The sequence below is a fragment of the Microcella daejeonensis genome (genome assembly GCF_026625045.1).
In the GTDB taxonomy this organism is placed as follows: Bacteria; Actinomycetota; Actinomycetes; order Actinomycetales; family Microbacteriaceae; genus Microcella; species Microcella daejeonensis.
In genome coordinates this window covers 2,151,746-2,163,888 of sequence record NZ_CP113089.1, presented here as the reverse complement: position 1 = coordinate 2,163,888, position 12,143 = coordinate 2,151,746, and the positions used below count along the sequence as shown (strand labels likewise).

The window sequence follows — 12,143 nt, the reverse complement described above, 5'->3', positions numbered from 1 at the left end:
TCCTCCCCCGCCGACGACGGACGCGCCGACGGATACGCTCGATCCATCATGCCCTCCGCTCCCGCGCACGCTCCCTCCCCCACCACCCCCGCACCGCTCGATGCGGCCGGCAGCGTCGAGCTCGCCGTCGTCGAGCGCTCGGGGTTCATTGAGTCGCGGCACATCGGCGCGGCCGTCGTCGTCGATGCCGACGGCCGCGTTCTGCGGGCGGTCGGCGAGGCGCGGGCGCTCGTGTTCCCCCGGTCGACGCTCAAGCCCGTGCAGGCGCTCGCCGTGCTCGGCACCGGCGCGCGCTTCACCGACGAGGAGCTCGTCCTCGGCACCGCGAGCCACTGCGGCTCGCCCGCGCACCTCGCGGTCGTCGAGGGGATGCTCGCCGCCGACGGTCGCGACGCCTCGGCCCTGCAGTGCCCCGCCCAGTGGCCCCTCGGCGCGCGCGAGCGCGCCGCCCGTCAGGCGGCCGGACTCGGGCCCGCCCGCATCACCATGAACTGCTCGGGCAAGCACGCGGCCTTCCTGCGGGCGAGCGACGCGCTCGGGGCGGACGCCGAGCACTACCTCGACGCCGAGCACCCCCTGCAGCGCCGCATCGTGGAGACGATCGAGGAGTGGACCGGGGAGCCGGTCGCGCACTCCGGCCTCGACGGCTGCGGAGCCCCCCTGCACGCGACGAGCCTCGTCGGGCTCGCGCGCGCCATCGCGCGCATCGCCGCCGGCGCGGACGCGCACGCCGCCCGCCTCATGGCCGCCGTGCAGGCCGCGCCGTGGGCGATCGACGGCCCGGGGCGGGCGAACACCGAGGCCATCGAGCGCCTCGGCGTGCTCGCCAAGATCGGGGCGGAGGGGCTCGTCGTCATCGGCACCCCGAGCGGGCACGCGGTGGCCGTGAAGGTGCTCGACGGCTCCATGCGCGCGACGACGCCGGTGGCGCTCGCCCTGCTCGTCGCCGAGGGGCTCGTCGACCCGGCGGCAGCCTCCGAGGTCGTCGCCGCCGGGCGGGAGCCCGTGCTCGGCGGGGAGACCGTCGTCGGCGGGCTGCGCGTCACCGCCGTCTGAGGCGGGGCGGGTATCCCGTCATCGGCGACCGCCGGCCGCGGCGGTCGCCGCCGTGTCGGCACCGCGACGGTCTGGTGCGCTCAGTCGTCGGCGCCGCCCGCGACGAGGCGCCGCACGTACGCCGTCGAGGGCGCTCGGACGAGATCCGCGACCGTGCCCGCCTGGGTCGTGCGCCCCTCCTCGATGACGATCACGTGATCGGCGAGCACCCGGGCGTCCTCGAAGTGATGCGTGACGACGATCGTCGGCCCGCCCCACTCGCGGATGTGACGGGCGAGCTCCGCACGCACCTCGTCGCGGATCGCGACGTCGAGCGCGGCGAGCGGTTCGTCGAGCAGCAGCAGCTCGGGGTCGGAGGCGAGGGCGCGGGCGAGGGCGACGCGCTGCTGCTGCCCGCCCGAGAGCTGCGGCGGGCGGCGCCCCGCCAGATCGGCGATATCGAGCCGCTCGAGCCACCGCGTCGCCGTAACGCGCGACGCGAGCCGCCCGTGCCCGCGCGACCGCGGCCCGAAGGCGACGTTCTCGAGCACGGTCAGGTGGGGGAACAGCAGGTAGTCCTGGAACACGTACCCGACCCGGCGGCGCTCGGGCTCCACGCCCTGCAGCGATCGACCGCCGAGGCGGATCGTGCCCGAGGCGTCGACGAGGCCGGCGAGCGCCTGCAGGATGGTCGACTTGCCCGCGCCGTTCGGCCCCAGCAGGGCCAGCGTCGCGCCGGCCCCGACCGTCGCGTCGAGAGCGACCGCGAACTCCGCGCGGTGCGCGGTGATGCTCACCTCGAGGCTCACGACAGCACTCCCGGCACCCATCGATCGCGGAGCCCGAGCAGCACCGCCACCGAGACGACCATGAGCACGAGGGAGAGCGCGATCGCGGCATCGGGGTCGGTCTGCAGCAGCAGGTAGGTGGAGATCGGGAGGGTCTGGGTCGTGCCGGGGAAGCTGCCGGCGAAGGTGATCGTCGCCCCGAACTCCCCGAGCGAGCGGGTGAAGCACAGCAGGGCGCCCGAGGCGATCCCCGGCGCCACGAGCGGCAGGGTGATGCGCCGCAGCACGGTGAGCCGCGTCGCCCCCAGGGTGGCTGCGGCGACCTCGATGCGGCGGTCGGAGGCGCGCAGGGCGCCCTCGACGGCGATCACCAGGAAGGGCATCGACACGAAGACCTGCGCGATCACGACCGCGAGAGGGGTGAACGGGATGCTGAACGGCAGCCACTCGCCGATCAGACCGCGGCGACCGAGGAGGAGGAGCAGCGCGACCCCGCCGACGACCGGGGGCAGCACGAGCGGAACGCTGATGAGGGACCGCAGCAACCGCCGGGGGACGGCCGGCCACGCCGCGGATCGCGCCAGCACGAGAGCGAGCGGGATGCCGAGGAGGAGGCAGACGGACGTCGCGGCGGCGGCCGTGGCGAGGGAGAGCCCGAGGGCCTGAGCGACGGCGGGCTGCGCGAGCAGCGACGGGAGCGTCGCCCATGGCGCCCGCACGATGAGGGCGACGAGCGGAAGAAGCAGCAGGCCGAGGGCGAGGCTCGCCGGCACCCACAGCACCGGGGCCAGCGACGATCTACGGCGCGCCAAACCCGGCCTCCCCGAGGATGCGCCGGCCCGCGGCGGAGAGCACGAAATCCACGAACGCCTCCGCAGCGCGCGGGTTGCTCGATGCCGAGAGGGCCGCGATGGGGTACCCGACCGGATCGGAGTCGACCTCGATGCCCTCGACCGCGTCGCCCGCCTCCCGCACGTCGGTGACGTACACCACCCCCGCGTCGACCTCGCCGAGCTCGACCTTGGTGAGGACGGCCCTGACGTCCTGCTCGTAGGTATCGGGCGAGGGGGTGATCCCGGCGGCTGCGAAGAGCTCCGCCGCGGCCGCGCCGCAGGGCACCTCCACGGCGCAGAGCGCGATCGTGCGCTCGGGATCCGCGAGATCGTCGAGAGCCGAGACGGCCCCGGGGTTTCCGGGGGCGACGGCGATCTGCAGCCGGTTGGTCGCGAACGCGACCGGCGCACCGCTCGTGAGCCCCGCATCCCTCACGGCCGCCATGGTGGCCGGGTTCGCCGCGGCGAACACGTCGGCCGGCGCGCCCTCGACGATCTGGGTGGCGAGGCCGGCGCTGCCCCCCACGCTCACGGTCACCGTGACGCCCGGATTATCCTGCCGGAAGGCTTCGACGATCGTCGCGAACGATCCGCCGAGCGAGGCGGCGGCGAACACCGTGATCGCACCGGCGGGAGCCCCGTCGGGAGGCGTCTGCTCGGCGACGGCGCTCGCGCAGCCCGCCAGGATCAGCCCGGCGCCCGCGAGAGCGATCATGGCCGACGGGCGTCTCATGGCAGCTCGACGACGACGGTCGTCGCCTTCACGCTGGCCGTCGCGAGCGTTCCCGGCTCGAGGCCGAGCTCATCGGCGGCCTCCCTGCTCATGAGCGAGACGAGGCGGAACGGACCGGCCTGCATCTCGACCTGCGCCATGACGCCGTCCCTGACGACCCGCGTCACGATGCCCGTCAGGCGGTTGCGCGCCGAGGCCCTCGAGGTGGGGAACGCGGCGGCGAGCGGCGACTCCCCCGCGAGCTGCTGCGCGAGGGCGGCCAGCTCGGCGCCCGGGATGACGGCGGGGCTGCCGCTGAGCGTCAGCCGCCCCGCCTCCGCCCATCTCCGTACGGTGTCATCGCTGACCCCGAGGAGGGCGGCCGCTTCGGAGACACGGAAATGCGGGGGCATGGCACGACAGTAGCCGCATCTGCGGAATAAATTACCGCATTTTCGCGCATCCCCACCGGGACGCGCGCTCCCCCGCGATCGGCGGGGACCGCCGTCAGCCGGTCTTCGCCAGCCGCCGCCGGCGCGCCGCCGCGCTGAACTGGGCGATGAGCACGAGCGCGATGGCGAGGAAGAACACGCCCGACGCGATGACATTCGCCTCGGGCGGGATGCCGCGCGCCGCCGCGGTGTAGATGTACGAGGGGAAGGTCACATCGGCGCCGCGGTTGAAGTTCGTGATGATGAAGTCGTCGAAGCTCAGCGCGAACGACAGCAGCGCGGCGGCGATGATGCCGGGCAGCAGCAGCGGGAACGTGATGCGCCAGAACACCAGGGACGGGGAGCCGTAGAGGTCGCGGCCCGCCTCCTCGAGCGCCGGATCGAGGCTCGCCACGCGGGCGCGCACCGTCACGACGACGAAGCTGATGCAGAACATCGTGTGGGCCAGGATGATCGTGCCGATGCCCTTGCCGACGCCCGCCTGCAGGAACTGCGCCGCGAGCCCCGCACCGAGCACGACCTCGGGGGTCGCCATCGGCAGGAACAGCAGCAGGCTCGTCGCGGAGCGGAACCGGAACCGGTAGCGCACGAGCGCGAGGGCGATCATGGTGCCGAGGGTGGTCGCCAGCACGGTCGCGACGACGCCGATCAGGATGCTGTTGCCGAAGGCCTGGCAGACGCCCTGCGCCTCGCACACCGTGAACCAGTTCTCGAGGGTGAAGCCGCGCCAGACGATGTTCGTGCGGCGGGCGTCGTTGAACGAGAACACGATCGTGTAGACGATCGGGATGAGCAGGAACGTCAGCGCGATGGCGGAGTAGACCCAGATGCCGTACTTGCCGAAACCCCTCACAGCAGATCGTCCGTTCCGCTGCGCTTCACGTAGAAGCTGACCAGCACGAGGATGACGGCCATCAGGATGATCGAGAGCGACGCGGCCGCCGGGAAGTTCTGGAGCACGAGGAAGTTCGCCTCGATCACCGTGCCGATCATCGCCGTGTCGGTCGAGCCGAGGAACTCGCGACTGGCGTTGATGTAGTCGCCCGAGGCCGGGATGAAGGTGAGCAGCGTGCCCGACATGATGCCGGGGGCGGCGAGCGGCAGCGTGACCCGGAAGAACGTCGAGGCGGGGCTCGCGTACAGGTCTCCGCCGGCTTCGACGTAGCGCAGGTCGAGCCGCTCGAGCGAGGTGTAGATGGGCAGCGTCATGAACGGGATGAAGTTGTAGGTGATGCCGAAGACCACCGCGAAGGCGCTTCCGGTGATCGCCGCGCCCTCCGGCAGGATCGAGAGCGCCGAGAGGAAGCCGACGACCGGGCCCTCATCCGAGAACAGCTGCTTCCAGGCGAGCGTGCGCAGCAGGAAAGAGATGAAGAACGGCGCGATGACGAGCACGAGGGCGAGCGCCTGCAGCAGCGGGAAGCGGCGCAGGGTGATGCCGATGAAGTAGGCCAGCGGGAACCCGATGAGCAGCGCGAAGAGCGTCGCCAGAGCGGCGTAGCCGAAGGAGCGCACCGCCTGCGGCCAGTACTGCTCGAGCACCGCGACGTAGTTCTCCCAGCGGAACGCGTTCTGGAAGGTGCCGAAGATCAGCGGGTCGGGCTCCTGCAGGCTCGTGATCACGAGGGAGACGAGCGGCACCAGGAAGAAGAGCCCCAGGTACAGGATGCCCGGCAGGAGCAGGAACAGCGCGATGGGGCTGCGGCGACGGGCCGCGGGCTCCACCGGCGCGGCGGTCGTCGTGCCGAAGGCGCCGAAGGCCATCGCCCTACGCCCCTTCCAGCTCCGCCGCGAGCGCCTGGCGCTTCTGCGTGGCGAGCATGCTCGTGTCGGTGTCGTCGTCGAAGCGCATGGCCTCCGCCGGGTCGTCCTCAAGACCGAAGCCGTGCTCGACCGCCCAGCTCAGCCAGACCTCCTCGCCCGCGTGAGCGAGCGTGTCGATCGAGGTGTTCTGCGCGAAGACCGTCAGCGGTCCGAGCCCGGGCACGGTCACCTCGTACTGGGTGCTCACGCCGCTGAAGGAGACGTCGGTGATGCGACCGGGGCCGACCACGTTGCGGGCGCTCGACTCGGCCGGGGCATCCCGATGCAGCGCGACCTTCTCGGGGCGCACCCCGATGGTGACCTCGCCGGCGTGCCGCTGGGCCCGCTCGCGCGGCACCTCGATGGCGCGGCCCTGCACGTCGACGACGATCGAGGTGCCGCTCGAGGAGGTGACGCGCCCCATGAAGAGGTTCGACTGCCCGAGGAAGGTCGCGACGAACGCCGTGCGCGGCAGCTCGTAGAGCTCCTGCGGGGCGCCCATCTGCTCGATCTCGCCCTTGTTCATCACGGCCACGACGTCGGCCATGGTCATGGCCTCCTCCTGGTCGTGCGTGACGTGGAGGAAGGTGAGGCCGACGGTGCTCTGGATGTCCTTCAGCTCGATCTGCATCTGGCGGCGCAGCTTGAGATCGAGCGCGCCGAGCGGCTCGTCGAGCAGCAGGAGCGCAGGGCGGTTGACCACGGCGCGGGCCAGGGCGACGCGCTGCTGCTGCCCGCCCGAGAGCTGCGCGGGCTTGCGCGCGGCGAGGTGGTCGAGCTCCACGAGGCGCAGGGCCTCGTGCGCGAGAGCGTTCGCGTCGGCCACCTTGCGCCTCTTCAACCCGAAGGAGACGTTCTCGATGATCGTCATGTGCGGGAACAGCGCGTAGCTCTGGAAGACCGTGTTGACGGGGCGCTGGTAGGCCTTGGTCGCCGTGACGTCCTTGCCCCCGATGAGGATGCGCCCCTCGGTCGGCTCCTCGAGCCCGGCGATGAGCCGCAGGGTGGTGGTCTTGCCGCAGCCCGAGGGGCCGAGGAGAGCGAAGAAGGACCCGGCGGGGATCGTCAGGTCGAGCTTCTCGATGGCCGTGAAGCCGGGGAATCGCTTGGTGATGCCGACCAGTTCGAGGTCGGCGCCCGCCTCGGCGAAACCGCCGTGGGGAACGTCGCTGTTCGTCACCGGGGTGACACTCCTTCGGGGTAAGAGGGACTACGAGCCGAGCAGCACGCTCTGGAAGGCCGACTGGAACTCGTTCTCCTCCTGCGCGCTCAGCCCGCGGAACACCGAGACCTGCGACAGCGTCTCCTCGTTGGGGAAGATGAGCTGGTTCTCGGCGAGCTCGGGGTCGATCGCGATGGCGGCCTCGTAGGCGCCCTCGACGGGCGTCACGTAGTTGACCCACGCGGCCACCTCGGCGGCGACCTCGGGCTGGTAGTAGTAGTCGATGAGCTTCTCGACGTTGGCCTTGCGGGTCGAGCCGATGGGCACGAGGAAGTTGTCGTTCCAGAGCGTGCCGCCCGCCTCGGGGATCACGAACTTCCACTTCTCGTAGCCGGCCTCGAAGTTCAGCAGCGTGATGTCTCCCGACCAGCAGATGGCCGCGAGCGTGTCCTCGCTCACGAGGTCCTCGGTGTAGGCGTTGCCGCGCACGTTGCGGATCTGACCGCTGTCGACCTTCTCTCGGAAGACGTCGAGCGCGGCCATGAACTCGTCCGAGCTGAAGTCGCCGGTGATGTCGACGCCGTTCTGCAGCATGATGAGGCCGATCGTGTCGCGCATCTCGCTCAGCACGCCGACGCGGCCGGCGAGATCGGGGCGCCACAGGTCCTCGACGGACCGCAGCTCGTCGGTCTGGTCGGTGTTCCAGGCGATGCCGGCGAACCCGCCCTGCCACGGGAGCGAGTGCACGCGACCCGGATCGAAGGCCGGGTTCTGCAGCGCCTCGACGAGATTGGAGGCGTTCGGGATGTTGTCCTTATTGAGCTCCTGCGTGTAGCCCAGCTGGATGAAGCGGGAGACCATCCAGTCGGTGAGGCAGACGGTGTCGGCGCCGATGTCCTGGCCGAGGGCCAGCTGGTCGCGCACGGTCGCGAAGTACGAGTTGTTGTCGTCGACGTCGATGTTGTAGTTGACCGTGATGCCGGTCTCCTCCTGGAACCGCTCGAGCGTCGGGTAGCCGCCCTCCTCGTCCTCGTCGATGTAGAAGGACCAGTTGGACCAGTTCAGCGTGGGGTCGTTCGCGGAGTTGTCCTCGGCGGCCGTCACCTCGCCGGGCCCGGTGGAGCAGGCGGCGAGCGCGAGAGCCGTGGCACCCGCGCCCGTACCGGCCAGCATGGTGCGGCGGCTGACCTGCGCGCGGCGGGCCTGCGCGATCAGGCTGCGGATCATCGGGTCTTCGGGAAGCGGACGATTCATGGCGCTGCTCCTTCGGCGAGGGAGGTACGGCGATGTACCCGGGCTGTGATGGTGGGTTGATACTGGCATACGGCATGACGTGGTGCACCACAAAGGGCCCGATTCGCCCATTCTGAAACATGAACGTCACGAAATCAGCACAAAAGACGAGATTTCGGTGCGGAATCCATCGTCTCGGGCCGCTACGCTGATCCTGCAGCGCAGCGTGGCGCGGGAATGCCGCGCGTGCGCCCTCGAACAGGGAGAAGTCATGAGAATCGCGGTTCCGGCAGAGGTCAAGAACAACGAGTTCCGGGTCGCCATCACGCCCGCGGGCGTGCACGACCTCGTGGGCGGCGGGCACGAGGTGATCATCCAGTCGGGTGCCGGACTCGGCTCCTCGATCACCGACGCCGAGTACGCGGCGCAGGGTGCGCGCATCGTCGCCGATGCCGAGACGGTCTGGGGCGAGGCCGAGCTGCTGCTCAAGGTCAAGGAGCCCATCGCCTCCGAGTACGGGCACTTCCGCGAGGGCCTCGTGCTCTTCACCTACCTGCACCTCGCCGCGGAGCGCGAGCTCACGCACGCGCTCGTCGAGAGCGGCGTCACCGGGATCGCCTACGAGACCGTGCAGCTGCCCTCGCGCGCCCTGCCGCTGCTCGCCCCGATGAGCGAGGTCGCCGGCCGCCTCGCTCCGATCGTCGGGGCGACCGCCATGATGCGCCCGAACGGCGGGCCCGGACTGCTCGTCCCCGGGGTTCCCGGAACGCACCCCGCCGACGTCGTCGTGCTCGGCGGCGGCGTCGCCGGCACGAACGCGGTCGCGATCGCCGTCGGCCTCGGAGCGCAGGTCACCGTGCTCGACACGAATCTGCAGCGGCTCCGCGAGATCGACGCGCTGTACGCCGGGCGCGTGCGCACGATCGCCTCGAACGGCTACGAGATCGAGAAGGCCGCCGTGCGGGCCGACATGCTCATCGGCTCGGTGCTCATCCCCGGGGCCAAGGCGCCGAAGCTCGTCAGCAACGAGCTCGTCTCGCGCATGAAGCCGGGCAGCGTGCTCGTCGACATCGCGGTCGACCAGGGCGGCTGCTTCGCCGACTCGCGGCCGACGACCCACGCCGAACCGACCTTCGCGGTGCACGACAGCATCTTCTACTGCGTGGCCAACATGCCGGGGGCCGTGCCCTCGACCTCGACGCACGCGCTGACCAACGCGACGATGCCCTACGTGCGCGCGATCGCGACGCACGGGTGGGCAGCGGCGCTGCGGGCCGACCCGGCGCTCGCGCTCGGGCTCAACACGCACGCCGGCTCGGTCACGAACGAGCCGGTCGCGCGCGCGCACGGGCTCGACTCGGTGCCCCTCGCCGACGCTCTGGTCTGATCGGGACGGCCCTCCCCGCGGCAGCACCACCGCGGGCGGCGCCGCTCGGCGCCGGTGTCGACGCTAGTGCTCCGGAGCGGCGGCGGCGCCGAGGGCCGACCAGCGCGCGCGGCGCAGCGGCTCACCGGCCTCCGCGATCCAGACCTCCGCGGAGGCGCCGAGGCGCCGGGGAGGCGGAGCGGTCCGGTGACCGAGCAGGAGCCGGACCTCCGCCTCGGTGACGTCCGCCAGGACGATCGCCCCCTCGCGGCGGGCAGCGGACAACGCCCCCCACGCCGACTGCCAGGTCTCGGCGTCGGCCGCGACCACTGCGGCCGCGCGAGCACGCACCGCGGGATGCTCGAGGTCGACGGTCGCGGCGGCGAGTGCGCCGGGGTCGGACGAGGCGCTGATGCCGCTCTCGGCCAGTCGCGCGAGCACGGCGCGGGGCCGCGCGGTGACGACGGCGATCGGCGCCGCCGGAGGCGTCCACTCCTCGATCGGATCCGCCGCGGGCTCGGGCAGGGGCACGGGCGAGAGCCCGACCTGGACGAGGGTGCCGTGCCACCGCCCGCGCCCCGGCGGGGCATCCCGGTTCCACGGCCCCGCGCCCCCCGCCAGTCGGTGCTCCTCGAGCGACGCGGCACGCATGAGCAGGACGGAGTCGAAGCGCGATGCGGCGGAGGCGGGCAGGCCGGTGAGAGCCCGCACGCTCGCGGCGAGACCCCCGCCCCGAGCCCGGAGGATCCGGATCGCACCGTCGAGCCGGTCGAGCAGCGCGGGAGTCGCGTCGCCCGCGGCGGCGAGCAGGGCGTCGAGGTCGTCGATGAGGAGGAGCCCTGCGGGATCGCCGCCCGCCGCCTCCCGGGGTGGGGCGATGGGCCGCCCGTCGACGATCGCCCCGAGCACCGCCCAGGCGGCGGCCGGCTCGATCGGCAGCACGGTGACCGGCGCCCCGCCCCCGGCGGCCGAGAAGGCGAGCGCGCCCAGCGCACGGCTGCGGCCGCTGCCGGTGGCGCCGACGACGAGGAGCGCGCCATCACGCCGAGGGTCCCACCGGGCGATCGCCCGCCGCTGCTCATCGGGCTGATCGAGCACCCCGAACGCCCAGCCCCCGCCCTCATCGAGCGAGGCGGCGCCGGCCGGGAGGACGCGGTCGCCCCGACTGCCGCCCGCCTCGTCGAGGGGCATCGGGATCACCGCGGGCAGCGCCTCGAGCCAGGGGCGATCGGGCGCCGGCGCCGCGCGGTGCCGGTCGGCGACCACGACGATGTCGCCCTCCTCGATCCGGGCGATCTGCACGACGGCGGACCCGCCGCCCGCCGCGACGACGGCGCGACCGATGGGCGCGGCCTCGATGCCCGCCGCCGGTGCCCCGAGCAGCGCCCGGCTGTCGGAGGCCGCGGTCACCCGGAAGAGGATCCTGATGGAGCAGTTGGCGAGCACGGCATCCCGCACCACCCCCGCAGGACGCTGCGTGCACAGCACCAGATGGATGCCGAGGGAGCGCCCGCGGGCGGAGAGATCGGCGAACAGCGCCGGCAGCTCCTCGACCGACTCGACGAGCGCCGCGTACTCGTCGACGACGACCAGCATCCTGCTCAGCACGCCCCGGGGCAGCTCGGCGATGTCGCGGCAGCCGTGCTCGAGCAGCAGCCGCTCACGACGACGCAGCTCCGCCCGAAGACTGCGGAGCGCCCGCTCGGCCGCCTCGGGCGCGAGATCGGTCATGAGTCCGACGACGTGCGGCAGCGCGGCGAGTCCCGTGAAGGCGGCGCCGCCCTTGAAGTCGACCAGGAGGACCGAGTGCTCGCGGGGCGCGGCCGCGCTCGCCCACCCCAGCACGAGGGTGCGCAGCAGCTCGCTCTTGCCGCTGCCCGTCGTGCCTCCGATGAGGGCGTGCGGACCATCCGCCACCAGATCGAGATGAACGGGGCCCTCCACCCCCACGCCGATCGGAATGCGGCCGGGCCGTTGAGGGCTCGGGCTCGGGAGCTCGGCGACGCGCACCGAGGACGGGAGAGCCGACTCGGCCTCCACGGGTCGGATCAGCTCGATCTCGAGGGCGGTGACCGGTTCGAGCCGCAGGTCGATGCCGATCGCACCCGGTACTTGGAGCCGCGCGCTCGTGGCCGAGCGCACCGTCACGGCGGACGCAGCCTCGGAGGGCCCGGTCACGAGGGTCGTGCCGGGGGCGGCGGTGACGAGACGGCGCAGATTGTCCGCGGCCGTTCCGCGCCCCTCGACGACGACGGGGCCGGGCGGGAGCCCCACCGGGAGCCACGGATGCACCGCCGCGCGCTCATGGAGTGCGCGGAGCCGGTCGCCGTCGGCATCGGCGGGGAGCGCGCGCGGGGCATCCGGCGCGCATCGACTGGGTCGTGGGGCGACCCCGATGCGCACGGGGAGGTGCGGAGCGCCGGGGGATCCCGCCCCCGCCGCCCACGGAGGCGGGAGCGCTCGATCGACCTCGAGCCGCTCGGCGGCGTGCGCCCGCTCGATCTCCCTCTCGTACTCGACGACCTCGCGCTCGAAGCGCTCGCGCTCCTCGCGGCGATGGCGGCGGGCCTGGCGGCGGCCGTCGGCCATGGTGGCGAGCGCGATGAGCGGACTGAGCACGGCGAAGACCAGCACGAAGGGGCTGCGCACCAGGAGCCCGATCACCACGGCGCCCAGGAGAGGGGCGATGACCGCGATCAGGGGGAACGGCACGCGCGGGGGCGCTGAGGGCGGTGCCGGGAGGGGCGGGAGGCGGAGCA

At 72.6% G+C, this 12,143-nt stretch carries 11 protein-coding genes; 2 read left to right on the top strand and 9 right to left on the bottom strand.

Features of this window, described 5'->3' with window-relative positions:
* The first annotated feature begins 48 nt into the window (after positions 1–48).
* Positions 49–1,056 (top strand): asparaginase, encoded by a 1,008-nt coding sequence (locus OVN18_RS10495; RefSeq protein WP_267780730.1) that lies wholly within the window; start codon positions 49–51, stop codon positions 1,054–1,056.
* Between the two features lie 80 nt (positions 1,057–1,136).
* Here OVN18_RS10495 and OVN18_RS10490 read toward each other — a convergent pair whose 3' ends face one another.
* The 8 genes from OVN18_RS10490 to OVN18_RS10455 form a co-directional block, all read right to left on the bottom strand.
* Positions 1,137–1,844, bottom strand: a complete 708-nt coding sequence (locus tag OVN18_RS10490) for an ABC transporter ATP-binding protein (RefSeq protein ID WP_267780729.1) — start codon at positions 1,842–1,844, stop codon at positions 1,137–1,139.
* Positions 1,841–2,635 carry a molybdate ABC transporter permease subunit gene (gene modB / locus OVN18_RS10485; RefSeq protein ID WP_267780727.1) on the bottom strand — a complete coding sequence of 265 codons (795 nt, stop codon included), beginning with the start codon at positions 2,633–2,635 and terminating at the stop codon, positions 1,841–1,843. The genes OVN18_RS10490 and modB overlap by 4 nt, the downstream gene beginning before the upstream one ends.
* Positions 2,622–3,371, bottom strand: coding sequence for a molybdate ABC transporter substrate-binding protein (gene modA / locus OVN18_RS10480; protein ID WP_267780725.1), 750 nt, complete (start codon positions 3,369–3,371; stop codon positions 2,622–2,624). The genes modB and modA overlap by 14 nt, the downstream gene beginning before the upstream one ends.
* Before the next feature lie 14 nt (positions 3,372–3,385).
* Positions 3,386–3,781: a TOBE domain-containing protein gene (locus tag OVN18_RS10475; RefSeq protein WP_267780724.1), complete on the bottom strand. Its 396-nt coding sequence runs from the start codon at positions 3,779–3,781 to the stop codon at positions 3,386–3,388.
* A 94-nt stretch (positions 3,782–3,875) separates the two neighbouring features.
* On the bottom strand, positions 3,876–4,673 hold the full coding sequence (locus tag OVN18_RS10470; protein WP_267780723.1) for an ABC transporter permease: 798 nt from the start codon (positions 4,671–4,673) through the stop codon (positions 3,876–3,878).
* Complete coding sequence (locus OVN18_RS10465; protein ID WP_267780722.1) at positions 4,670–5,584, bottom strand: ABC transporter permease; 915 nt, start codon at positions 5,582–5,584, stop codon at positions 4,670–4,672. The genes OVN18_RS10470 and OVN18_RS10465 overlap by 4 nt, the downstream gene beginning before the upstream one ends.
* A 4-nt stretch (positions 5,585–5,588) precedes the next feature.
* Positions 5,589–6,803, bottom strand: a complete 1,215-nt coding sequence (locus tag OVN18_RS10460) for an ABC transporter ATP-binding protein (protein ID WP_267736972.1) — start codon at positions 6,801–6,803, stop codon at positions 5,589–5,591.
* Between the two features lie 30 nt (positions 6,804–6,833).
* On the bottom strand, positions 6,834–8,039 hold the full coding sequence (locus OVN18_RS10455) for an ABC transporter substrate-binding protein (RefSeq protein WP_267736971.1): 1,206 nt from the start codon (positions 8,037–8,039) through the stop codon (positions 6,834–6,836).
* Positions 8,040–8,289: 250 nt separating this feature from the next.
* Between OVN18_RS10455 and ald the strand changes: the two genes are divergently transcribed.
* On the top strand, positions 8,290–9,405 hold the full coding sequence (gene ald / locus OVN18_RS10450) for an alanine dehydrogenase (RefSeq protein WP_267736970.1): 1,116 nt from the start codon (positions 8,290–8,292) through the stop codon (positions 9,403–9,405).
* A gap of 63 nt (positions 9,406–9,468) precedes the next feature.
* Here the strand turns inward: ald and OVN18_RS10445 are convergent, their stop codons facing one another.
* Positions 9,469–12,096, bottom strand: a complete 2,628-nt coding sequence (locus tag OVN18_RS10445; protein WP_267780720.1) for an FtsK/SpoIIIE domain-containing protein — start codon at positions 12,094–12,096, stop codon at positions 9,469–9,471.
* Between the last annotated feature and the right edge of the window lie 47 nt (positions 12,097–12,143).